Annotated in this window: 22 protein-coding genes; 11 read left to right on the forward strand and 11 right to left on the reverse strand. The window is 64.0% G+C overall.

The window, feature by feature from the left end:
* Positions 1-5: 5 nt before the first annotated feature.
* The 4 genes from AC5WEY_RS22230 to AC5WEY_RS22245 form a co-directional block, all read right to left on the reverse strand.
* Entirely contained in the window at positions 6-722 is a 717-nt protein-coding gene (locus AC5WEY_RS22230; RefSeq protein WP_495647578.1) for a phosphatidylserine decarboxylase, read from the reverse strand.
* A gap of 134 nt (positions 723-856) precedes the next feature.
* Positions 857-1,129: a GlsB/YeaQ/YmgE family stress response membrane protein gene (locus AC5WEY_RS22235; protein WP_057475051.1), complete on the reverse strand. Its 273-nt coding sequence runs from the start codon at positions 1,127-1,129 to the stop codon at positions 857-859.
* A gap of 88 nt (positions 1,130-1,217) precedes the next feature.
* Positions 1,218-1,682, reverse strand: a complete 465-nt coding sequence (locus AC5WEY_RS22240) for an SRPBCC family protein (RefSeq protein ID WP_495647579.1) — start codon at positions 1,680-1,682, stop codon at positions 1,218-1,220.
* A 127-nt stretch (positions 1,683-1,809) separates the two neighbouring features.
* Positions 1,810-2,586: a DUF1206 domain-containing protein gene (locus AC5WEY_RS22245; protein ID WP_495647580.1), complete on the reverse strand. Its 777-nt coding sequence runs from the start codon at positions 2,584-2,586 to the stop codon at positions 1,810-1,812.
* 475 nt (positions 2,587-3,061) lie between these two features.
* Between AC5WEY_RS22245 and AC5WEY_RS22250 the strand changes: the two genes are divergently transcribed.
* The 5 genes from AC5WEY_RS22250 to AC5WEY_RS22270 all read left to right on the forward strand — a co-directional run bounded on the left by AC5WEY_RS22250 (position 3,062) and on the right by AC5WEY_RS22270 (position 7,856).
* On the forward strand, positions 3,062-4,717 hold the full coding sequence (locus tag AC5WEY_RS22250) for an NAD(P)/FAD-dependent oxidoreductase (RefSeq protein ID WP_495647581.1): 1,656 nt from the start codon (positions 3,062-3,064) through the stop codon (positions 4,715-4,717).
* Positions 4,714-6,147 (forward strand): ATP-binding protein, encoded by a 1,434-nt coding sequence (locus AC5WEY_RS22255; protein WP_495647582.1) that lies wholly within the window; start codon positions 4,714-4,716, stop codon positions 6,145-6,147. Before AC5WEY_RS22250 ends, AC5WEY_RS22255 begins: the two co-directional genes overlap by 4 nt.
* The gene (locus AC5WEY_RS22260) at positions 6,144-6,488 is read left to right on the forward strand and encodes a UBP-type zinc finger domain-containing protein (protein ID WP_495647583.1); all 345 of its coding nucleotides are present in this window, start codon (positions 6,144-6,146) and stop codon (positions 6,486-6,488) included. The genes AC5WEY_RS22255 and AC5WEY_RS22260 overlap by 4 nt, the downstream gene beginning before the upstream one ends.
* Before the next feature lie 81 nt (positions 6,489-6,569).
* Positions 6,570-7,247 carry a GOLPH3/VPS74 family protein gene (locus AC5WEY_RS22265; protein ID WP_495647584.1) on the forward strand — a complete coding sequence of 226 codons (678 nt, stop codon included), beginning with the start codon at positions 6,570-6,572 and terminating at the stop codon, positions 7,245-7,247.
* A 6-nt stretch (positions 7,248-7,253) separates the two neighbouring features.
* Positions 7,254-7,856 (forward strand): DJ-1/PfpI family protein, encoded by a 603-nt coding sequence (locus tag AC5WEY_RS22270; protein ID WP_495647585.1) that lies wholly within the window; start codon positions 7,254-7,256, stop codon positions 7,854-7,856.
* Here AC5WEY_RS22270 and AC5WEY_RS22275 read toward each other — a convergent pair.
* A complete protein-coding gene (locus AC5WEY_RS22275; RefSeq protein WP_495647586.1) occupies positions 7,836-8,183 on the reverse strand; it encodes a DoxX family protein in 348 nt (115 codons plus the stop codon). The two genes, AC5WEY_RS22270 and AC5WEY_RS22275, sit on opposite strands and share 21 nt — an antisense overlap.
* Before the next feature lie 79 nt (positions 8,184-8,262).
* On the opposite strand from AC5WEY_RS22275, the gene AC5WEY_RS22280 reads away from it, so the two are divergent.
* Positions 8,263-8,592: a winged helix-turn-helix transcriptional regulator gene (locus AC5WEY_RS22280; protein ID WP_495647587.1), complete on the forward strand. Its 330-nt coding sequence runs from the start codon at positions 8,263-8,265 to the stop codon at positions 8,590-8,592.
* 42 nt (positions 8,593-8,634) lie between these two features.
* Here AC5WEY_RS22280 and AC5WEY_RS22285 read toward each other — a convergent pair whose 3' ends face one another.
* Positions 8,635-10,500, reverse strand: a complete 1,866-nt coding sequence (locus AC5WEY_RS22285; protein WP_495647588.1) for a BCCT family transporter — start codon at positions 10,498-10,500, stop codon at positions 8,635-8,637.
* Between the two features lie 200 nt (positions 10,501-10,700).
* On the opposite strand from AC5WEY_RS22285, the gene AC5WEY_RS22290 reads away from it, so the two are divergent.
* The gene (locus AC5WEY_RS22290) at positions 10,701-11,654 is read left to right on the forward strand and encodes a serine/threonine-protein kinase (protein ID WP_495647589.1); all 954 of its coding nucleotides are present in this window, start codon (positions 10,701-10,703) and stop codon (positions 11,652-11,654) included.
* Positions 11,655-11,716: 62 nt separating this feature from the next.
* On the opposite strand, the gene AC5WEY_RS22295 is transcribed toward AC5WEY_RS22290, so the two are convergent.
* Entirely contained in the window at positions 11,717-13,198 is a 1,482-nt protein-coding gene (locus AC5WEY_RS22295) for an amino acid permease (protein WP_495647590.1), read from the reverse strand.
* 406 nt (positions 13,199-13,604) lie between these two features.
* On the opposite strand from AC5WEY_RS22295, the gene groL reads away from it, so the two are divergent.
* The 3 genes from groL (at position 13,605) to AC5WEY_RS22310 (ending at position 17,116) form a co-directional block, all read left to right on the forward strand.
* On the forward strand, positions 13,605-15,230 hold the full coding sequence (gene groL / locus AC5WEY_RS22300; protein WP_032380280.1) for a chaperonin GroEL: 1,626 nt from the start codon (positions 13,605-13,607) through the stop codon (positions 15,228-15,230).
* Between the two features lie 173 nt (positions 15,231-15,403).
* Positions 15,404-16,174 (forward strand): RsiV family protein, encoded by a 771-nt coding sequence (locus AC5WEY_RS22305; protein ID WP_495647591.1) that lies wholly within the window; start codon positions 15,404-15,406, stop codon positions 16,172-16,174.
* Between the two features lie 30 nt (positions 16,175-16,204).
* Positions 16,205-17,116 carry an alpha/beta fold hydrolase gene (locus AC5WEY_RS22310; RefSeq protein ID WP_495647592.1) on the forward strand — a complete coding sequence of 304 codons (912 nt, stop codon included), beginning with the start codon at positions 16,205-16,207 and terminating at the stop codon, positions 17,114-17,116.
* Here AC5WEY_RS22310 and AC5WEY_RS22315 read toward each other — a convergent pair.
* Genes AC5WEY_RS22315 through AC5WEY_RS22330 form a run of 4 tightly spaced genes read right to left on the reverse strand, consistent with a single transcriptional unit; the run spans position 17,113 to position 20,338 of the window.
* Complete coding sequence (locus AC5WEY_RS22315) at positions 17,113-17,436, reverse strand: putative quinol monooxygenase (RefSeq protein WP_057475065.1); 324 nt, start codon at positions 17,434-17,436, stop codon at positions 17,113-17,115. The two genes, AC5WEY_RS22310 and AC5WEY_RS22315, sit on opposite strands and share 4 nt — an antisense overlap.
* Positions 17,437-17,482: 46 nt before the next feature.
* Positions 17,483-18,508, reverse strand: coding sequence for an NAD(P)-dependent alcohol dehydrogenase (locus tag AC5WEY_RS22320; protein WP_495647712.1), 1,026 nt, complete (start codon positions 18,506-18,508; stop codon positions 17,483-17,485).
* Between the two features lie 5 nt (positions 18,509-18,513).
* On the reverse strand, positions 18,514-19,293 hold the full coding sequence (locus AC5WEY_RS22325) for an iron-sulfur cluster assembly protein (protein WP_495647593.1): 780 nt from the start codon (positions 19,291-19,293) through the stop codon (positions 18,514-18,516).
* A 1-nt stretch (position 19,294) separates the two neighbouring features.
* Positions 19,295-20,338, reverse strand: a complete 1,044-nt coding sequence (locus tag AC5WEY_RS22330; RefSeq protein ID WP_037171974.1) for an amidohydrolase family protein — start codon at positions 20,336-20,338, stop codon at positions 19,295-19,297.
* Positions 20,339-20,490: 152 nt separating this feature from the next.
* Here AC5WEY_RS22330 and AC5WEY_RS22335 point away from each other — a divergent pair, with 152 nt between their 5' ends.
* Entirely contained in the window at positions 20,491-21,951 is a 1,461-nt protein-coding gene (locus tag AC5WEY_RS22335) for an AAA-type ATPase lid domain-containing protein (protein ID WP_495647594.1), read from the forward strand.
* The last annotated feature ends 3 nt before the right edge of the window (positions 21,952-21,954 follow it).

Genomic DNA, 21,954 nt, shown 5'->3' on the forward strand with positions numbered 1-21,954 from the left:
GGTGTCTACTGCGAGAGCTCGGCGAGGACCGTCTCGGCACCGACTGCGCGTTGGCCGCGTTCGACCAGGAGCGTGGTGCCCGCGGGGAAGTAGGTGTCGACGCGTGAGCCGAAGCGGATCAGGCCGTACGTGTCGCCGATCGAGAGAGTGTCGCCCACCTTGGCGTTGTTGATGATGCGTCGCGCGATGAGACCGGCGATCTGCACAACGGCGACGTCCTGACCTGAGTCGGTCCTGATGTGCATGCTGTTGCGTTCGTTGACTTCGCTGGCCTCGGCGAGATCGGCCGATTTGAACTGGCCGCGGCGATGAACGACCTCCAGCACTCGGCCGCCGACGGGAACACGCTGAACGTGAACGTCCAGGACCGAGAGGAAGATGCTCACGCGTGGGACCGGCTCGGAGCCGAGATCGAGCTCGGCCGGCGGTACTGCAGTATCGACGAGTGTGACGAGGCCGTCGGCCGGGGCAACGACGACGCCGGGGCGATTGGGTGGCACCCGTGACGGGTGGCGGAAGAAGGTGGCACAGGCTCCAGCAGCGACGAGGCCGGCGTTGCGCACCCACTTGGAGCGGCGGCCGAGCACTGCGACGGCGAGCGGACCACCCACGAAGGTAAGTCCCGCGGGGTGTAGTGGTGGAACCGTTTCACGAACCAAATCGACGATGTGAGCCACTCCCGTGCGGGGCGGTTGACCAATCGGGGCGGGACGGCGTGCCACGGTCTCCTCTAACTTTTTTGTCGTTCAGGTGTCGGCAGGTCGTGTTGCGTGCAGCAGTCGACGTGCAGATGCACGACTGCCGAGGCCCTCACAGCGTACGTGAGGTGCCCCGGCAGTCGGGAGCTGCGAGTCGATCAGACGCGGCTGCTGCGACCTGTCACGAGCTTGACCAGGAAGAGCAGGATGCATGCGCCGAGGATGCAGGTGATGAAGCTGAAGATCAGTCCGCCACCTTCGACGTCGACGCCGAAGACCTTGAGCAGGTATCCACCGATGAGGCCACCGATGATGCCGACGACGATGTTCAGGATGATGCCCATCTGAGCATCGGTCTTCATGATCTTGCTGCCGATCCAACCTGCGAGTCCGCCGATGATGATCCAGCCGATGATTCCGAGACCCAACATAAGTTGCCCCCACTTTCCGTTCGTGTCGTTTGCTTGTCGAAACGCCGGATGCCCGAGAGAAACAAACCTGAAACATTCCTGAGAATATTTATTTTCGGCCCAACTTTTCGCTTTCGGCCTTCATGCGACGCAGTGTGCTGTTCATGCCCTCGACCAGTTCGACGTCGAACTCGTCGATCCCACCCAGGATGCGCTTGACCAGCAGCGACGAGACCGCGGACGTGCCGCTGGGTGCCTGACGCTTCTCGACGACGGTCGTCCCGGTGGCCGTGGGCGTCAGGGTGTACGACCAGATCGTCTTGTTCTCCACGACCCGGAACGCGAGTTCACAGTTGGGCTCGAAGGTGACGACCTTCGCCGACGTCGGCCAGACGAGCAGACCCTTGCGGTTGACGTTGAGCGTCCTGGTGCCCTTGCCGACCGGTCCGCCGAAGACCTTCATCTTCTTGCACTGCGGGCTCCACTCACCCATGCGTTGGAGGTCGGAGACGATCGACCAGACGGTCTCCGGGCTCGCGGCGATATCGATCGTGGCTTCGAGAGTCTTGCTCAACGTGGCACTCCTGGTAATGAGGTAAGTGCAACCGACTGTCACACTCAATCGTGCGCATCCTATGTGTCAGCGAACACAGTTGACCACCCAGGTGAGCGGTAATTCGTAGCCCGCTACGAACTTTCGTTCACATGCGAGCGAAGCGAGCCAGCACGAATGCGTACACCCCATAGAGCGCGATTCCCACCCCGGCGAGGATCAGCAGCACCTGGCCGTAGGGCTGGGCACCCAGTGTCTTGACGGCCCCATCGATTCCGGTGGCCTTGGACGGATCGGACTGCAGAACTGCCACGCCGACGAGGATTCCGGCCCCGACCAGCGCTGTGCCCTTGGCTGCGTATCCGGCGATGCCGAGCTTGACGACGGCTCCACCCTGGTGGCCCTCGAGATCGTCCAGGAAATTCTTCGAGACGCCCTTGTAGACGTGGTAGCCGCCCACACCGATGACAACGAGAGCGACGACGATCAGCACCAGCTTGCCGCCGCCGGATTCCATCAACCGGGCCGAGTAGCCGGCGTTCTGCTGGCCGCTGGATTTCCCGGAACCGGTCGCGAAGCCGTAGGTCGAGAACGCGAACGCTATGTAGACGACGGCCAGTGCAGCGGCCTTGAGTCGATCGAGAGCACTACCCTCGTCGGCGTCGGACTTCTTGCCGACGATCGCCTCGACTATGCGCCACAGGGCCAGCGCCACGAAGGCGACGACGGCAACCCACAGTGCGATTTTGCCGCCAGGCTTCTCGGCCAGTTCGGCCAGTGCACCGGATTGGTCGGCGTTACCGCCCTGGCCGAAGGCCAACCGGATGGCGATGTAACCGATGAGGATGTGCAGCACTCCGCTGACGAAGTGGCCGGCCCGGGCCGCCTTCTCGAATGCACCGTTGTTCTGGACCGAATCGGCCATCGATTTTCCGGATTGCGCATGTCCTGAAGTGGATTTGCCCGACGTGTTCACTAACGTTCCCCGATCAGTTGATTTGAGGAGATGTTTACCCCGAGAAGGGGCCCGAGAAACTGTGTTTCACCACGAAACGCCGAACGAGATCCCACCGCGGCGTTAACACCGAGCGGACACTGATCGATGTAGCAAGCGGAGTGTCGGGACCAACGAAGAAATTGTTCGGAGTGATCCACCGTGAAATTACAGTCGATAATGCGTCGTACCAGCAGTGATCTACCCCTGTTGAAGACCGCCAGGATGAGCGGGAGCCCGCGCACCTGGCCGGCCGAGAAGCTCGAACGACTCCTCACCCCCCACGAACTCGATCTGATCAGACGCGGCCGAGTCTGACCCCGCTGTTTCCAGGCCCGCTTGCCTCCCATTCGGGGCGAGCCGGTGGCATGCTCATGACGTTGGTGAGCACCACTTCTGGAGGGTCATGAAACCGGTCATTCTCAGTGTCGACGACGATCCCGGAGTATCGAGATCGGTTGCCCGCGACCTGCGCCGCCGCTACGGCGAGCAGTACCGCATCGTGCGCGCCGAATCCGGTGCCGGGGCACTCGACGCACTCAAGGAACTCACGCTGCGCGGCACTCCGGTCGCCATTCTGTTGGCCGATTACCGCATGCCCCTGATGAGCGGCATGGAATTCCTCGAACAAGCGATGGACCTCTTCCCGACGGCCCGCCGCATTCTTCTCACTGCCTACGCGGACACCGACGCGGCGATCGACGCCATCAACGTCATCGATCTCGACTACTACCTGCTCAAGCCGTGGGATCCGCCCGAGGAAAAGCTCTACCCCGTGCTCGACGCTCAACTCGAGGCCTGGTGCGCCTATGACCACCGAGCCGTCGAGGACACCAAGATCGTCGGCCATCGCTGGTCTGCTCGGTCGTCGGAGATTCGCGAGTTCCTCGCCCGCAATCAGCTGCCCTACCGCTGGTACATGTCCGACGAGTCCGAGGGCGCTCGACTGTTGGCTGCGGCAGGCGTGGCGGACGACCGTCTGCCGGTGGTCATCACCACCGAGGGTGATGCGCTGATCGAACCGTCCGATGCCGAGCTGGGCAACCGGCTCGGCCTGACCGTGTCGCCGTCCGAGGAGTTCTACGATCTCGTCGTGATCGGCGGTGGCCCTGCTGGACTTGGAGCGGCACTGTACGGCGCGTCCGAAGGTTTACGAACGACGCTGATCGAGCGGACCGCGACCGGTGGTCAGGCCGGACAGAGCTCTCGCATCGAGAATTATCTGGGATTTCCCGACGGGGTTTCGGGCGCTCAGTTGGCCGAACGAGCCCGGCGGCAGGCGTTGAAGTTCGGTGCCGAGGTCGTCACCACTCAGGACGTGGTGGGTCTGGACGTCAACGGTGCCGCGCGTACCGTGCGGTTCGCGGACGGCCGCAGCATCAGTGCGCAGACGATCATTCTGTCCACCGGCGTCGCCTATCGCAGGCTGGACGCACCCGGAATAGACGACTTCACCGGCCGGGGCGTGTTCTACGGCTCGGCGATGACCGAGGCCGCGCGCTGCGCCGAGCAGGACGTCTACATCGTGGGCGGCGCTAACTCGGCCGGGCAGGCAGCGGTGTACCTCTCGCGCGGGGCCAGGTCGGTCACCATTTTGATCCGGGCAACCTCGCTCGAAGCGTCGATGTCGTACTACCTGATCAAGCAGATCGAGGAGAATCCGAAAATCAGCGTGCGGCCGTGTACCGAGGTCGCGGGCGTGGCAGGCGACGGTCACCTCGAGTCGATCACGCTTCGCGACCGGGCCACCGACGAGACCTCGACCGTCGACGCGCAGTACCTGTTCTTGTTCATCGGGGCTGCCCCGCGTACCGAGTGGCTCGACGGAGTGCTCGTTCGGGACGACCATGGATTCGTTGTGACCGGGCCGGACCTCGTCGTGGACGGACGCGGACCTGCCGGGTGGACGCGGGATCGTCTGCCGCATCACCTCGAGACCAGTGTGCCCGGGGTGTTCGCGGCAGGCGACGTTCGATCCGACTCGGCCAAACGCGTCGCGTCGGCAGTGGGAGAAGGAGCGATGGCCGTGATGCTGGTGCACAGATATCTGGCGAACCCATGAACACGCCCGCGTGTGATCCAGAGGAGCTGCGGACGCTGTTTCTGTTCGAGCATCTCACCGACTCTCAGTTGGCTGAGCTGTGTCGGGACGGGCGCATCGAGACCATCGAACCGGGGCCGGTGTACGCCGAAGGCGACCCGGCAACGTGCTTCTACGTCTTGATGGACGGTGCCGTGGTGCTGTCGAAACTCTCGGGCGGCGAGGATCTGGTGATCAACAGAACCTCGCAACGCGGGGTGTATGCCGGTGCGTGGCAGGCGTATCTGGGTGATCGGGTGCCGCAGACGTATCAGGGTTCGATGCGGGTGAGTGAGCCCTCGCGCTTCTTCGTGCTCGACGCAGACTGTTTCGCGTCCATAGTGCGGGAATGGTTCCCGATGGCTCTGCATCTGCTCGAAGGATTGTTCTTCGGAAATCAGAACACCAAGCAAGTGGTGGAACAGCGAGAGCGCTTGCTGGCGTTGGGTTCTCTGTCGGCAGGGTTGACGCACGAGCTCAACAATCCGGCCGCGGCCGCGGTGCGGGCGACGTCCGCGTTGCGCAATCGGGTGGCGCACATGCGGCAGAAGTTGGCGATGATCGCCGGCGGCACCCTCGACCGTGCGAGCCTGGCGCGTCTGGTCGAACTGCAGAACGAGGCCGTGGAGTTGGTGGCCAAGGCGCCCAAGTTGACGGCCATGGAGGCGTCGGACCGCGAGGACGAACTCGGAGAATGGTTCGAGGACAAAGATATTCGGGACGGATGGGATCTGGCCCCCACTTTCGTCTCCGCGGGACTCGATGTGCCGTGGCTCGATCGGGTATCGGCGACCGTCGACGATCCGGCCATGCTCGAGGGCGCGATCAGGTGGCTCAACTACACGGTCGAAACAGAGCTGCTGATGAACGAGATTGCGGATTCGACCACGAGAATCACCACGCTCGTCGGTGCCGCGAAGCAGTACTCACAGATGGACCGTGCGCCGTACCAGACCGTGGATGTGCGGGAACTGCTCGACAGCACACTGATCATGTTGGGCCGCAAGATCGGCGACGACATCGCGGTGGTCAAAGAATACGATCCGGCGGTGCCGCCCATCCCTGCCTACGCTGCCGAACTCAATCAGGTGTGGACGAACCTGATCGACAATGCCGTGCAGGCGATGGATGGGTCGGGGGTTTTGACGGTGCGCACGTCGTTGGACGAGGATCAGGTGCAGATCGAGATCTGCGACACCGGACCCGGTGTGCCGCAGGATATTCGGTCCCGCATCTTCGAGCCGTTCTTCACCACCAAGGCCGTGGGCGAGGGTACGGGTCTCGGCTTGGACATCTCGTGGCGCATCGTGGTGAAGAAACATCAGGGTGATCTGCAAGTGGTGTCCGAACCTGGAAACACGCGCTTCATCGTGAGACTGCCCGTCCAACCCGCTGTCGAGGAGGCATCATGACCATCGAAGGTATCGACCCTGCCGTTCCGCCGTCGGGGCCCGGCTGTGTCGAGTGCACGCAGACGGAGGGCTGGTGGGTACACCTGCGTCGGTGTGCGCAGTGCGGTCATATCGGTTGCTGTGATTCATCGCCCTCGCAGCACGCCAGCAAGCATGCCGAGTCCACCCGGCATCAATTCGTGCGGAGCTTCGAACCCGGTGAAGAATGGTTCTACAACTACGCGGACGAGCAGATGTACGACGGCCCCGAACTTGCTCCGCCGCAGCATCATCCACTCGACCAGACGGTTCCCGGACCGCGGGAACGGGTGCCGTCGAACTGGCAGAGTTTGATCAACTGATCCGTTCCGCACTGGTGGAACACTGGGTATCGAGGAGATGAACACCGCCAATCGGGTGCGTGTTATGGGTAATCTCGCCCCATGACCTTGATTGCGGAGGATTTGCTGCTGTTGTTGCTCGCCGACGACACGGGCAAGCCGTTGGCCGACAGCACGAAGTTGCCGCGGGTGCTGGCCGGTGCGTTGGTCGTCGAGCTCGCACTGAGTGGATCGCTGCGCATCACCGGTCCCGACGAACAGGTCAAGAAGGATCACGTGGTCGTCTCGGGGGAGCCACCCGAAGACGAACTGCTGCGCCGTGTGTTCGATCTCGTGGCAACGGCGTCGCGGCCGATGAAGCCGCAGAAAGTGATCGAGAAGTCGCAAAAGAACCTGGTCCAGGAACTGGCCGCCCGGCTGGCGTCCCGGGGTTTCGTCACGGAGAAGAAAGACAAGGTGCTGGGGTTGTTTCCCACTACGACCTGGCCGGCGAGCGACACCTCACGCGAGAAGGTGCTGCGAGATGCGCTCCGGAGCGCGCTCGTCGACGGCACGACGCCCACGCCGCATTCGGCTGCCCTGATCTCACTCGTTTCGGCCGTCGATCTCACGCACAAGGTCATTGCAGACGCCGACAAGAAATTGGTGAAGACGCGAGCCAAAGAGATAGCCGAGGGCGAATGGGCAGGAGAGGCAGTGCGCAAGGCGGTCTCCGACGTCAACACCGCGGTGATGGCTGCGGTCATGGTGCCCGTCATCGTCTCGACCACGACCAGCTGAGGCGACATGAGAAGCATCGCGATTCTGTTGTTCGACGACGTAGAGGTGCTCGACGCCTGTGGGCCGTTCGAGGTGTTCTCGGTGGCCAATCGGGTGGCCGAACGTGCCGGTAGCGCAGCGCCTTTCGAGGTGACGCTCGTCGGGCTCGACGACGGAGCGGTACGCGCGCGAGGTGGCATGAGGATCGGCGTCGACACCACGATCGACGATCCGCGGACCTACGACGTCGTCGTGGTTCCCGGCGGTGTCGTCGACGCGGTCGAAGCCGAGGGCCGAGTTCTGGAGTGGCTGCGGCGAATTCGACCCACAGCAGAAGTTGTCGCGTCGGTGTGCACCGGTGCGTTCGTGCTCGCCGCAGCGGGACTGCTCGACGCGAGGCCGGTCACGACGCACTGGGAGGATCTGGAGCTGCTGCGCGATCGGTGGCCTGCGCTCGTGGTGCACGAGGGCGTTCGGTACATCGACCACGGCGATCTGGCGACGTCGGCCGGAATCAGTGCCGGCCTCGATCTGGCGCTCCATCTGGTCGCGCGGTGGGCCGGAGCGGATCACGCCCTCGCCACCGCGGGCCAGATGGACTACGACTGGTCAGGCGCTGAGCACCCGTAGGACAAGCGCGAGAATGGCGAACACGGCGAGTCCGGCGGCTGGGGCGAAGTCCTTGTCCTTGGCGCGAAGGTGCGCGGCAACCGCACCGACGAAGTAGAGGACGACGCCGACAGCAGCTGCTACGCCGATCGGCCAGACCACCAGGCCGACCAGGAGGCCGATGGCACCGAGTATCTCCGCGTAGGCCAACCACGGAATCTTGTCGGCGGGGACGCCCACCTGCTCGAGCATCGGGATGACGGAGGGATTTTTCGTCAGTTTGCCGATCGCCGAGAACGTGAGTGCAACGGCGAGCAGTACCGAGACGACGAGGGTTGCGATGAACATGATCCCTGCTTTCATTTCTGAGGCTACTAGTAAATGAGAAGTAGCAAGGCGGACTGTAGCACCTCGGTAGGGTGGAGGCATGGTCACGAACGAGCAGCCACATGAACCGCGTGCATGTGACGGAGCACTGACCAAAGCCTTCGGATTCCTCGGCAAGCGATGGAACGGCATTCTGCTGGCGACGCTGATGAACGGGCCGATGGGATTCTCCGACCTGCGCCGCGCCGTCGGCGGCATCAGTGACTCGGTGCTGTCGGAGCGTCTCGGAGAACTCGGCAAAGCAGGACTGGTGGCGCGCGCCGTCACCGACGGGCCCCCCATCTCGGTGGAGTACAGCCTGACGACGTCGGGTGAGGCACTGCTGCCGTCACTCGAGGCGCTCACCGATTGGGCTTCGAAAAACCTCTGACCCCCGCAACAATGTCGCGAGGGCCAGAGCTGGATCGATCTTTCAGCCGGGGTTGTTGCTGTCTTTCTGTCCCTCGGCCGAGTCGGCGAACTCCTGAGTGTCGAACACCTCGCCGCCCAGTGGATCGACGGGAGCGTTGTCGCCGGAGTACTCGACTGCACCCGTGTCGGGATGAATTTCGAGTTGCTCGGTGGGGACCTCGTGGACCGCCAGGACGACACTGCCGCCGGCACGCGCAGGCGTCACGCCCTCCTGCGAGGGTGTCAGTCCGGAAAACGTCGTCGATATTCCGGCGGTTGCTCGCTTGCGTTGTACCGGTGACGTGGGCGCGGCAGGCTCGTCCTCTGCGACATCGGGCGTCGCGGTCACTCGCAGATAGCGAGGAGTGGTCGCAACGTCGTAGCGGAACGCTTTCAGCATCGACACACAGGCGAGCACGAGTACCACCGAGAACGGCACCGCCGTGGCGATCGACATCGTTTGCAACGCCGTCAGAGAGCTGGTGCCACCGACGAGCAGCAGTACCGCAGCGGCAACACCCTGCAGCACAGCCCAGTAGACGCGGGTGATCTTCGGGGTTTCCAGCTCACCACCGGTCGAGAGAATATCGATCACGAGCGAGCCCGAATCGGAGGATGTCACGAAGAAGAACACGATGACCGCAATCGCGATCACGCTGGTGATCGCGGCGATCGGGAGCCCGTCGAGTACCTGGAACAGGCTCGTGTTTGTGTTCACGGCCCCTTCGGTGTCCAGCAGATCTCCCTCGTTGCGCTGCCGCAGGATGCCGGTGTCACCGAAGATCGTGAACCACAGCGAGCCGACGATCGTCGGTGCCAGCAGCACTCCGAACACGAATTCACGGATGGTACGGCCGCGCGAGATGCGCGCGATGAACATGCCGACGAAGGGTGCCCAGCTCATCCACCAGCCCCAGTAGAAGATGGTCCAGCCGCCGGCCCACCCGTCGTCGGAGAACGGTGAGGTACGCAAGGCCAGCTCGGGCAGGGCCTGGACGTATCCGCCGAGATTCTGTACCCAGGACTGCATCAGGAACAGTGTCGGTCCGAGGACCAGTACGAACAGCGCGAGCGCGGCAGCCAGTCCCATGTTGATGTTCGAGAGCCACTTGAGGCCCTTGGACACTCCGCTGACCACTGAGAAGGTGGCAATGCCGGTGATGGCGGCGATGAGCAGGATCACGAACCAGTTGGTGGTCTCCACCCAGCCGAGGTACTCGAGGCCGGCGGAGATCTGCTGGACACCGAAGCCGAGTGAGGTCGCGACGCCGAACAAGGTGCCCACGATCGCGACCGTGTCGATGGTGTGCCCGATCGGGCCCTCGATGCGCTTACGCCCGAGCAGCGGCTCGAGCAACCAGCGGACGGTCAGCGGCCGACCCTTGCGGTAGGTCATGTACGCCATGCCGAGGCCCACGACGACGTAGATGGCCCACGCATGCAGGCCCCAGTGGAAGAGCGTCAGCTCCATCGCTTGACGTGCGGACGCGTCGGTGCTGCCGGAAATGCCCCCGGCTTCGGGTGGCGTGACGTAGTGCGAAAGGGGCTCGGCGACGCCGTAGAACACCAGGCCGATGCCCATGCCGGCGCTGAACAGCATGGCGAACCAGGACAGGACGCCGAACTCGGGCTTCTCGTCGTCGCGACCGAGGCGGATGTTACCCACTCGGCTCAAGCCGCAGTACAGGGCGAACAGCACGAAGCCGGTTGCGGCCAGGATGTACCACCAGCCGACGCCCGACGTGATGGCCTGGTTGAGTTTGTCGAACGAATCCGCCGCCGTGCTGGCATAGATCACGGAGAAGGCGATCATCACGAAGATGATGATCGATGCGGGGACGAAAACCGGCTTGAGCAGGCCTCCCCAGGCTTCTTTGACTGCTTTCACTTACTTGACTTCCTTACAGCTCGAGTCGCGGCCGACCACTATCGGTTTGCCGTTCTTTTTCTCTTGTTTTGGTCAAGTACCGGTAATCACCTTAAACGAGAATGCCCTGGTGACGAAACTGCCGAGTCGCCGCGAACACCCGAACGGACTACAGTTCTGTCGATGTTGCGAGCTCGCGCTGCCGTCCATCTGGGAAGTCGATGTGCTGCGAGCAGGCTTATCGCACAGGCGATTCCGTGACTCCCGGTCGGTTGCAGCCGGGCACTGAATTCGCGGGCTTTCGAGTCCAGCGCCGCCTCGGGGTCGGCGGCATGAGTGAGGTGTACCTCGTCCACGGTCGCGGACACGATCGGCTCGAAGCGCTGAAGATTCTCGACCGTGACGCATCACGGTCTCCGCGACTCCGCACCAAGTTTCGGACCGAAGCGACCGTTGCCGCGCTGCTGGTGCATCCGAACATCGTGTCGGTGCACGAACACGGTGAGTTCGAGCATCAGCTGTGGATGTCGATGCACTACGTCGACGGTTACAGCGCGGCGCGTCTGGTCGCTCGTGGCCAGATTCCCCTCGACGTCTCCCGGGTGGCGCGCATCGTCGCCGAGGTGGCCAAGGGGCTCGACTACGCCCACTCGAACGGCGTCCTGCACCGGGACGTCAAGCCGTCGAACATCCTCATCTCCACCGAGCGGGTGGACGGCTACGAGCAGGTGTTGTTGTCCGACTGGGGAATTGCGCGTCTGGTCGACGACTCGGCGCCGCTGGTCGTCGGTGGAACGGTGCTGGCGTCCATCCACTATGCGGCCCCGGAACTGCTCCGCGGGGGAGTGCTGAGCGCGCAGACCGATGTCTACGCATTGGGGGCGACCCTGGTCGAATTGCTCACCGGGCGAACGCCGTACCCCTTGGCTACTCCACTGGCGATCACTGCAGCTCATCTGTCGGCCGACCCGCCTGCCGTGACGCGGCGGCGGCGATCACTACCGCGGGGACTCGACGCGGTCGTCGCACGCGCATTGGCGAAAAACCCAGCCGATCGTTTCGAGACCTGCGTGGACCTGGCCGACGCCGTTGCTGCCGCCATTGCCGCAGGAATTCCGGAACCACCCTTGCGACGCTCGCCGTTCACTCGGTCGAGATGGCTCAGGTTTTCTTGACTGCATGAGCTGGGCCCCGCATCGGTTCGATGCGGGGCCCAGTTCCTCGGGATGTGTAAGGGTCACTCCTCCGGTTCGGTCGGGCGGTTGGCCACGACCGGGTACTGACCGGTGTAGCCGAGGCGTTCCTCGGCGACGGTGAGCACCTTGGTACGTACCAGGAACCAGCCGCCGATCAGGGCGGGGATGATGACCACCAGGGTCGCGATGGTCCACGACCCGATCGGAGCGTCGAAGGCCATCAGTACCAGCACGCCGAACAGGAACACCAGCGTCGCGTAGCTGGTGTACGGCGCGCCGAAGAGACGGAACTTGGGCCGCTCCACGATGCCCTTCTTGGACCAGCGATACAGCTGGATCTGGCACAGGACAATAGTTGCCCAGCTGGCGATGATGCCCAGTGCAGACATGTTCAGCACGATCTCGAACGCCTCGCCGGGGGCGATCGCGTTGAGGGCGACACCGAACAGGGTGATGAAGCAGGTGAGCAGAATGCCGCCGAACGGCACTCCGCCCTTGGTCATCTTCTTGGTGAACTCCGGCGCGCTGCCGTTCATCGCCATCGATCGCAGGATGCGCCCGGTCGAGTACAGGCCGGCGTTCAGGGACGACAGTGCCGCTGTGAGCACCACTATGTTCATGATGGTGCCCGCGCCGCCGAGGCCGATGCTCGAGAAGAAGGTCACGAACGGTGAGGTGCCGGACTGGTACGCGGTGTACGGCATCAGCAGTGCGAGCAGTACGAGCGAGCCGACGTAGAACAGTGCGATACGTGCGATGACCGAGTTGATCGCCCGCGGCATGATCTTCTCCGGATTCTCCGTCTCACCCGCGGCAGTGCCCACCAATTCGACTGCGGCGTAAGCGAATACGACGCCTGAGATGACGATCACCAACGGCCACGCGCCCGACGGGAACAGGCCGCCGTTGTCGGTGATGAGACTGATGCCCGGCATCTGGGTACCGACCGGGATGCGGCCTGCGAGGAACACGACGCCCACGATCAGGAATGTCACCAGGGCGATGACCTTGATGATGGCGGCCCAGAATTCCATCTCGCCGAACCACTTGACCGAGACGAGGTTCAGGCTCATGACGATGACCAGCGCGATCAGCGCGATGACCCACTGCGGAATCACCTCGAAACTGCCCCAGTAATGCATGTACGTCGCGATGGCTGTGACGTCGACGATGGCCGTCATCGCCCAGTTCAGGAAGTACATCCACCCGGCGACGAAAGCGGCCTTCTCGCCGAAGAACTCACGCGCGTAGGAGACGAAACTGCCCGACGACGGACGGTGCAGCACCAGCTCGCCCAGGGCGCGCAGAATGAAGAAGACGAAAATTCCACAGAGGGCGTAGGCGAGGAACAGGCCGGGCCCGGCACTGGCGAGGCGTCCGCCCGCGCCGAGAAACAGGCCGGTGCCGATTGCGCCGCCGATCGCGATCATCTGCAACTGTCGAGGTTTCAGGCCCTTGTGGTAGCCCTCCTCCTCGTGGTCCATCGCCGAGTTGTCGTACGAAGTATCGACCGTATCGGACATGTTCGATCCTCACTTGTCGCTTTTGCGGGGTTTTGTCCGAATTTTCCGGCGTCGAAGCCGTTGTCACCCAACGGTATTGGCGTCGAGGGTCCGACGCACAGTATTCGGATGTAAACAATGCGTACGGGTGTGAACAGTGCGTGACGAATATCGGCTCGACTGAGCATCTGCTCGAGGCCTGCCTCGCGCGGTGGCGTCGGGCACGGGGGTTGCGGCGGTTCGCTGGCGGCGGACGACCTTGCACTCGCCATGGTCGAGTGCTAGAAATGCAGTTGGCACTCTCGACACGTGAGTGCCAGGTCGGGACACGGTGAGGCCGGGGAATCAACGACACCCCTGGTCGTCCGTCGCGGGCACCGAGCTCGGCCAGCAATGTGTCACCCCCAATCCGGAGGATCACTTCGCAATGGCCAAGATCATCGCGTTCGACGAAGAGGCACGCCGTGGCCTCGAGCGCGGGCTGAACGCCCTCGCCGACGCAGTAAAGGTGACGTTGGGCCCCAAGGGTCGCAACGTCGTACTCGAGAAGAAGTGGGGAGCTCCCACGATCACCAACGATGGTGTTTCCATCGCCAAGGAGATCGAGCTCGAAGATCCCTACGAGAAGATCGGTGCCGAGCTCGTCAAGGAGGTCGCCAAGAAGACCGACGACGTCGCAGGCGACGGCACCACCACCGCTACCGTTCTCGCTCAGGCACTCGTCCGTGAAGGCCTGCGCAACGTCGCAGCCGGCGCGAACCCGCTCGGCCTCAAGCGCGGCATCGAGAAGGCTGTTGCAGCCGTCACCGAAGCCCTGCTCGCGTCCGCCAAGGAGATCGACACCAAGGAGCAGATCGCTGCTACCGCTGGCATCTCCGCAGGCGACCCGTCCATCGGCGAGCTCATCGCCGAGGCCATGGACAAGGTCGGCAAGGAAGGCGTCATCACGGTCGAGGAGTCCAACACCTTCGGCCTGCAGCTCGAGCTCACCGAGGGCATGCGCTTCGACAAGGGCTACATCTCGGCGTACTTCGCCACCGATGCAGAGCGTCAGGAAGCCGTCCTCGAAGACGCGTACATCCTGCTCGTCAGCTCCAAGATCAGCACCGTCAAGGACCTGCTGCCGCTGCTGGAGAAGGTCATCCAGTCCGGCAAGCCGCTCGTCATCATCGCCGAGGACGTCGAGGGCGAAGCTCTCTCCACCCTCGTGGTGAACAAGATCCGTGGCACCTTCAAGTCCGTTGCCGTCAAGGCTCCCGGATTCGGTGACCGTCGCAAGGCGCAGCTCGCCGACATCGCCATCCTCACGGGTGGCGAGGTCATCAGCGAAGAGGTCGGCCTCTCCCTGGAGACCGCCGGACTCGAGCTGCTCGGTCAGGCACGCAAGGTCGTCATCACCAAGGACGAGACCACCATCGTCGAGGGCTCGGGAGATTCCGACGCCATCGCCGGTCGCGTCAACCAGATCCGCGCCGAGATCGAGAACTCCGATTCCGACTACGACCGCGAGAAGCTGCAGGAGCGCCTGGCCAAGCTGGCCGGTGGCGTTGCGGTCATCAAGGCCGGAGCCGCAACCGAGGTCGAGCTCAAGGAGCGCAAGCACCGCATCGAAGATGCCGTGCGTAACGCCAAGGCAGCCGTCGAAGAAGGCATCGTCGCCGGTGGCGGCGTGGCACTTCTCCAGGCAGCGCCCGCACTCGACAACCTCAAGCTCGACGGTGACGAGGCAACCGGCGTGAACATCGTTCGCGTCGCACTGTCCGCGCCGCTCAAGCAGATCGCATTCAACGCAGGCCTCGAGCCCGGCGTCGTTGCGGACAAGGTTGCCAACCTGCCCGCTGGTCACGGCCTCAACGCCGCGACCAACGAGTACGAGGACCTGCTCGCTGCAGGCATCAACGACCCGGTCAAGGTCACCCGCTCGGCACTGCAGAACGCAGCGTCCATCGCGGCTCTGTTCCTCACCACCGAGGCCGTCGTCGCCGACAAGCCCGAGAAGGCCGGAGCGCCCGCAGGCGATCCGACCGGTGGCATGGGCGGCATGGACTTCTGAGTCCAGCCCCTAGCTGAAAAAGCCCGACTCCCTTTCGAGGGGGTCGGGCTTTTTCGTGCTGCGGGGCTTCGAATCGGGTGCACTGGGCCGCGCTCAGCGCGGTCGGCTGCACCCGATTCACAGTGCTGCCCGTCAGATTGTGGTTAGTGTGGGTAATGGCTCGAATTCGCTCGATGACGGTCGCACTTGCCGTGGCAGCGGCCCTCGCAGGTTGCTCCACCTCGGGGACCGCCACGCCGGCGTCGGCACCGACGACCACAGAAGTCACGTTCACCACCGAGAGCGTCGAGCCGACGACAACAACGCCGACCACCACCTCGAGTGCCGCCGAGCTGTACGTCGTCGGCAGCACTCGGGTCACCGGATCTACGGAACGGGCCACCTACGATGTTGCAATTCCGCAGCTCAGCGGCGGGAATCCCGCCGTGACGGCCGAGTTCAACGAGTCGATGCGCGCGGCGCTGCAGGATCAGATCGACCGCGACTACGGATACGACTTCGCCCTCAGTGACGGTTACTCGACAGGTGCGACGTACGTCGGGCGGCGAGTGATCAGTGCCGAGCAGATCACGGATTGGATCGCCGTGCCGCCCGGAGCGCACGGTAATTCACTGATTGCGACCGTGACGATCGACGCCGACACCGCGCAACCGATCTCCCTCGGCGACGCCTTCACCGACCTCGATACCGGCCTGTCGCGGCTGTCCGAACGAGCGGCGGAAATTCTGCCGACGACCCGCGCAGGGGAGAGCTTCGAGCGCTCGGGCATCGAGCCGACGGTGGCCAACTTCGGCAACTGGACGGCATCGCCGGAGGGGATGAACATCCACTTCGGGGACTACCAGGTCGGGGCGTACGGAATCGGGCTCGTCACCATCACCGTCCCATGGTCCGACCTGTCCGACGTCCTCGCTCCCGGCATGCAGGACGTGCTGAGCAGCTGACCTTCGGCGCGACAATGCGAACATGGACCGATGATGATTCGCGCAGGGGTGCTGGATGTGTCGTTCGACCGCTTCGGTGATCCGGCGGGCCGCTCGGTGGTGCTGTTGCACGGATTTCCCTACGACACCAGGTCCTACGACGACGTCGCCCGGCTGCTCGCCGACTCCGGCTACGACGTGGTGGTGCCCTACCTGCGCGGCTTCGGACCGACCCGGTTCGTCGATGCGGACACGATGCGCTCCGGTGAACAGGCCGCCATCGGCCATGATCTCCGTGAGTTGATCATCGCGCTGGAACTGAACAGACCCATCGTGGCCGGCTACGACTGGGGTGGGCGCGCCGCGTGCGTCGTCGCCGCGGTGTGGCCGGAGCTGGTGTCGGGCCTGGTGAGTGTCTCCGGCTATCTGGTTCAGGACATCGCGGCGGCAGTGTCAACGCCGGTCCTTCCGCACCTGGAGAAGCGGTACTGGTACCAGTACTACCTCCACTCCGAGCGGGGCCGCGCCGGGCTGGCGGCGTATCGCGCGGAGATCGCGCAGACACTGTGGACGGATTGGTCGCCGACCTGGCGGTTCGGTGACTCCGAGTTCGCGGCCACCGCGCCCTCGTTCGACAACCCCGACTTCGTGGACGTGTCCGTACATTCCTACCGGCACCGATACGGCATCGAGGCCGGGGATGCGGCCTATGCAGCAACGCAGGAGTTGCTGACACAGCAGCCGAGGATCACGGTGCCCACGGTGCCCACGGTCGTGATCGATCCGACCGAGGACACCGTCGCCTCTCTGTACGGCAGCCCGGACCACGCGGCGCATTTCACCGATCTGATCGACGTTCGTCAGGTCGATTGCGGCCACAATCCGCCTCAGGAATTGCCGGGGCAGTTCGCCGACGCGATCGTGACGCTGGGCCAGGTGGTCCGGGATCGCGATTCGAGCTAGTTGACCGCGAGCTCACCCAGTTCGTTCCAGTCGGTGCCGTCCACCTCTTGGCTGATGATCTTCGGGGTCTCCTGCAGGTACGGCGGGAGATCCTTCTGAGCCTGCTTGAAGTGGTCCGAGTTCACGTGCGCGCCGCCGGCATCCGGGTCCTTGAACGCCTCCACGAGGACGTACTCGGTGGGGTCGTCGAGGGTGCGCGACCAGAAGTACCAGAGGCACCCTTCTTCGGCCTGGCATGCTTCGGTGAAATCGCGTGAGATCTCGGGCCAGTTGTCGGCGTGCTCGGGCTTGACCTTGAACTTGGCGGTGATGAAGATCAACGTTGCTCCTCTTAGTCGGTGTGATGCTGGTGGGTACTACCCGGTTTCACGGTACGAGAATCGCGCGACCGCGAACCCGTCCGTTGTCGAGGTCGTCGATAGCGCTCTGGAAGTCGTCCAGTGCGTAGGTCTGCGTGTGCAGGTTGACGGCACCGCGTGCGGCGAGCGACATCAGATCGCAGAGGTCGTTGTAGGACCCGACGAGATTGCCGACGATGTTCTTCTCCGCCGACACCAGGTCGATGGTCGGCACGTCGACGTTCTCGCCGTATCCGATGACGTGATAATCGCCGGCCCGTCGGGTCATCGCCAATCCTTCTGCAGTGGAGCCGTTCTCGCCTACGAAGTCGAGCACCACCTCGGCACCGAATCCGCCGGTCAGTTCCATGACTTGATCGACCTGGCTGCCGTCGGCGACCACCGCATGGTCGGCCCCCAGAGTGAGCGCCAGTTTCACGGCGTCGGCGTTGCGGTCGATGACGATCAACTCGGCCGGGGACAGCGCCTCGAGTACCTGAATACCGATGTGCCCGAGTCCGCCTGCACCGATGACGACGCACTTGTCTCGCGGTGTCAGACGCCGGGCCGCCTTCGCCGCCGCGTGGTACGCCGTCAAACCGGCGTCGGCCAGCGCGGCCACCGCGGACGGTTCGAGTGAATCGTCGATCTTGACGACTGTCCTGGCGTTGGTGCGCAGGTAGTCCGCATACCCGCCGTTGGTGTCGATGCCGGGGAAGTCACTCGTCTCGCAGTGCACGTCGTCACCCGAGCGGCAGGCTCGGCACAACCCGCACGTCACGAGTGGATGCAGAATCACCTTGTCGCCCTCGCGCACGTTGGTGACGGCCGAGCCGACGGCATGGACCCAGCCCGCGTTCTCGTGCCCAATGGTGTAAGGCAGTGTGACGCCCGACTTTTCGGCCCACTGTCCTTCGAGGATGTGCAAATCGGTACGGCACACGCCTGCGCCGCCGATCTTGACGATGACGTCGAGTGGGCCCTGTACCTCCGGAATCGGAACCTCGGCCATCTCCAGATTCTTGTGATAACCGACGACCTGGACGGCGCGCATCGTGCTCATGAAACGTGCTCCTGTGTAATACGAAGGGGGACAGTGAGTGTGGTGATCGGAACGAACGCACCTTCCTCGCGGGGGACTTGCTGCTCCTCCGCTCCGGGGTAGCGAGTCTGCAGCAATCCGCGGCAGAAATGCGCGTTGCCGTCGATCGAGACGCGGGTGGCGCGGGCTCGCCGCATCACCATCGTCAGATCTCCGGTGTGCGGGCGACCGGTGTGATCGACCAGAGCCGGGGCGGCCGGGTCGACCCTCAGCCCGAGGGCCTCACGGCGGCGAAGCAGCGCGGTCGAAGTGCGATCATCCGGAAGGTCTCCGAGAACCACTGCGGCCAAGTCGTTCTCGTTCGAGTCGGGATTGGCGCGCAACCATGCCATGAGCGACCGTTCCATCGCTGCCACATATGCCTTGCGGCGGAACGTTGCTCGCAGTTCCTCGAGGTCCTCCTCGGCCTCGTGTCCGAAGGTGCCCCGGTAGCCCGCGTCGGCGGCGAGGCCGGCATTGATCTTGTCCGAGTCGTGGTGATCGTCGAGTTCGACCAGTACCCGCTCGGTCCACGGCAACGCCGTCAGCACGTCCTTGGAGTCCCCTGCCATCAGATACGCGAAGTTCGGCGAGCAGAACGACGTGGGCAACCGCAGATGAACGTGCACTGTGCCGTCGTCGACCTCGAGCGACCGGACGAAGCCGAGATCGGTGATGGGCTCGTCCAACTCGGGATCCAGGACGACACCGAGGGCGGCGTACGCCTCGTCTTTCCTGGTGGTCATAGCGGTCGTCATCTCACACCGCCGCGAGGTCGGCGCGTTCGGGCTGACGCGGCCCGGTCTCGGTCTCGTCGGCGTCGGGCAGCTGCAGCTCGGCGGGCACCGGGATGTCGTACAGCTTGGCGGCGTTGAGTCCGAGCACCTTCTTCTTCTGCTCGAGCGTGATGGGCGCGTACTCGTCGAGGGACTCGTGGATCTGGAAGTCGACGAATCCTTCGACCAACCACTTGGGTGTCCACAGCGCGTAGTCGGAAGAGAAGAAGATGCGGTCCTCGCCCAGCCAGTACAGCAGCTCGCCCATGATCTGACCGAAGTACTTCGGGCGCGTGTGCATGAACGGAATGGCAACGGCGAGGCCGGCATACACGTTGGGCTCCTGGGTGGCGATCCAGCAGAAATCCTCGAGCCGGGGCAAACCGCAGTGTTCGACGACGAAGTTCAGATCGGTGAAGTCGGTGGCCACGTGGTCGACGTCCGCAACGTCGAACGCATCGCGATCGAGCGGACGGATGGTCGGCCCCTTGTGCACGTGAATGTTCTTGATGCCGACCTCGCGGCACACCTCGAGGTAGCGCCGCGTCCAGTCGTCGTCGAGCTTGTATCCGCGTGAGTCACCGTGCCACTCGGCGGTGTAGAGCTTGACGCCCTTGAGCCCGAAGCGTTCTGCATCGGCGCGCAGCTGGTCGAGGCCGCGCTCGCCGTTGCGCGGGTCGAAGTGGTGGTTGTAGGTCAGTTTGTCCGGGTGCGCCGCGGCCAGCGCCGACGCTTCCTCGGTCTGCCCGAACCCGGTCTTGTAGAACTCCCCGAGGTGCGCCGGCTGGAAGATGGCGTGATCGACGTACCCGATCTCGAACAGGTCGTGCATCAACCGCTCGCCGCCCTGGTAGAGGTACTCGTCGTATGTCCACAGTTCGCTCTCGGGTGAGAGGTTGCGGTGGTAGTCGTAGAAGCAGTCGATGAACTGCTTGCCGTGGATGTTGCGTTGGTTCTCTTGTCGCGCGTCCCACAGAGCGACGTGAGCGTCGACGATGAAGAAGTTTTCGCCGTTCTTGGTGTACATGCGTGAGCCTCCCGAAGTGCGGTTCGTGACGTGGGTCACGTTTGTCTGTGCACGACGGTAAAGCGGCGGGGTCGTCTCGAGGGCTTCTTGTTGTCTCAATTCGAGACGATCGACAGACGGGTATTGCGACAAGCGAATGTAACGTGGGTCACATGGCTGAATCGGAGGGTCTCGCGCGAGCCCGACTCCACTCGGAGCCCCTCGCTGCCGTCTCACACCGTCTTCTCGCATCCTGGCACCGCAGTCAGCGGTACGGCGTCTCGCTGGACGAGGTTGCTCCCGTCTTCTCGGGCACCTACGACGGTGAATCCCTGTTCTACCGGTGCGGTCGGGAAGTGCTCGACGGCCTGCGCGACACGTTGGCGAACGAGCCGGTATCGATGATGCTCACCGATGCCGACGGTCTCGTGCTGGATCGGGTGAGTGCCGACCGCGAGTTGCTCGCCGCCCTCGATCGGGTCCATCTGGCACCCGGGTTCTCGTATGCCGAGGATCAGACGGGGACCAACGGACTCGCGCTGGCGCTGGCGGATCGGGTGCCCGCGGTGGTCAGAGCCGACGAACACTATTCACTGTCGCTGGCCGGGTACACCTGTGCGGCTGCTCCGGTGCTCGATCCACTGACCGGCCGGGTCGAGGGGTGCGTCAATCTCACGACGTGGTCGCAGTCGTCGTCGGATCTGCTTCTGGCCCTTGCTCAATCGGCTGCCGGGAACACTTCGGCCATGATGCTCGCCCGGTCGCAGGGACAGCAGCCTCGGCCGGCCCCGCGCGGTGAGGTCTTTCGGGTCGAGACCGCGCACAGTGGAGCGGGATCCGGCATCGTCGACGACCTCTCGCCGGCGTGGCGCAGCGCGTTCGCCACCGCGAAATCGGCTCTCGCCGATCATGGTTCGGTATTGATGGTCGGCGAGGCAGGATCCGGTCGAGCCACCGTCCTGGCCCGGGCGCTGCGGGCAGCTCGGCCCCGTGGCCGAATCCTCAGTGCCGGTGCGCCCGCTGCCCGTGACGTCGAAGCCTGGCTCGACCTGTGGACTCCCGAATTGCCGAAACCCGATACCGCCGTGGTCATTCGTGACGTCGACCGGCTGCCCGCCCGCGCGGCGGACACGTTGGCCGAGCTTCTGCGCCGCGCGGGAGCAGGTGTGCCGGTGACCGTGACGGCATCGAATTACGACGACGTGCCGCATGCACTCGCGGGATTGCTGCGCACGGTCGTCGAATTGCCTGCACTTCGGCACCGACCCGACGACATCGCGCCGCTCGCGCTGCATCTGGCGGGCCGGGTGCGTGGCCGGGCAGTCACGCTGACCGGTGCCGCCGAGCGGGCGCTTCGTGAATACGCGTGGCCGGGCAATGTGGCCGAAGTGGCGACGGTGATGCACCACGCGGCGATCCGCGCCGACGTCATCGGCATCGAACACCTTCCGCCGGAGGTGCTCTCACACACCACCCATCGGCTCACCCGTATCGAGACGTTCGAGCGCGACGAGATGATCCGCGTGCTCACTCGCCCCGGAGTCACGATGAACGAGGCGGCGGAGGAACTGGGCATGAGCCGCGCGACCATCTATCGCAAAAGGGACCGTTACGGCATCACGCTTCGATCCTGATCG

It is taken from the genome of Rhodococcoides sp. S146-33, from assembly GCF_059489205.1.

What these genes read in the sequence shown, in the direction of transcription:
- AC5WEY_RS22235 (WP_057475051.1), bottom strand. Translation starts at nt 1,129, where the DNA reads ATGTTGGGTCTCGGAATCATCGGCTGGATCATCATCGGCGGACTCGCA.
- AC5WEY_RS22245 (WP_495647580.1), bottom strand. Translation starts at nt 2,586, where the DNA reads ATGGCCGATTCGGTCCAGAACAACGGTGCATTCGAGAAGGCGGCCCGG.
- AC5WEY_RS22250 (WP_495647581.1), top strand. Translation starts at nt 3,062, where the DNA reads ATGAAACCGGTCATTCTCAGTGTCGACGACGATCCCGGAGTATCGAGA.
- AC5WEY_RS22255 (WP_495647582.1), top strand. Translation starts at nt 4,714, where the DNA reads ATGAACACGCCCGCGTGTGATCCAGAGGAGCTGCGGACGCTGTTTCTG.
- AC5WEY_RS22260 (WP_495647583.1), top strand. Translation starts at nt 6,144, where the DNA reads ATGACCATCGAAGGTATCGACCCTGCCGTTCCGCCGTCGGGGCCCGGC.
- AC5WEY_RS22265 (WP_495647584.1), top strand. Translation starts at nt 6,570, where the DNA reads ATGACCTTGATTGCGGAGGATTTGCTGCTGTTGTTGCTCGCCGACGAC.
- AC5WEY_RS22270 (WP_495647585.1), top strand. Translation starts at nt 7,254, where the DNA reads ATGAGAAGCATCGCGATTCTGTTGTTCGACGACGTAGAGGTGCTCGAC.
- AC5WEY_RS22275 (WP_495647586.1), bottom strand. Translation starts at nt 8,183, where the DNA reads ATGTTCATCGCAACCCTCGTCGTCTCGGTACTGCTCGCCGTTGCACTC.
- AC5WEY_RS22280 (WP_495647587.1), top strand. Translation starts at nt 8,263, where the DNA reads ATGGTCACGAACGAGCAGCCACATGAACCGCGTGCATGTGACGGAGCA.
- AC5WEY_RS22290 (WP_495647589.1), top strand. Translation starts at nt 10,701, where the DNA reads ATGTGCTGCGAGCAGGCTTATCGCACAGGCGATTCCGTGACTCCCGGT.
- AC5WEY_RS22295 (WP_495647590.1), bottom strand. Translation starts at nt 13,198, where the DNA reads ATGTCCGATACGGTCGATACTTCGTACGACAACTCGGCGATGGACCAC.
- groL (WP_032380280.1), top strand. Translation starts at nt 13,605, where the DNA reads ATGGCCAAGATCATCGCGTTCGACGAAGAGGCACGCCGTGGCCTCGAG.
- AC5WEY_RS22305 (WP_495647591.1), top strand. Translation starts at nt 15,404, where the DNA reads ATGACGGTCGCACTTGCCGTGGCAGCGGCCCTCGCAGGTTGCTCCACC.
- AC5WEY_RS22310 (WP_495647592.1), top strand. Translation starts at nt 16,205, where the DNA reads ATGATGATTCGCGCAGGGGTGCTGGATGTGTCGTTCGACCGCTTCGGT.
- AC5WEY_RS22320 (WP_495647712.1), bottom strand. Translation starts at nt 18,508, where the DNA reads ATGCGCGCCGTCCAGGTCGTCGGTTATCACAAGAATCTGGAGATGGCC.
- AC5WEY_RS22325 (WP_495647593.1), bottom strand. Translation starts at nt 19,293, where the DNA reads ATGACGACCGCTATGACCACCAGGAAAGACGAGGCGTACGCCGCCCTC.
- AC5WEY_RS22330 (WP_037171974.1), bottom strand. Translation starts at nt 20,338, where the DNA reads ATGTACACCAAGAACGGCGAAAACTTCTTCATCGTCGACGCTCACGTC.
- AC5WEY_RS22335 (WP_495647594.1), top strand. Translation starts at nt 20,491, where the DNA reads ATGGCTGAATCGGAGGGTCTCGCGCGAGCCCGACTCCACTCGGAGCCC.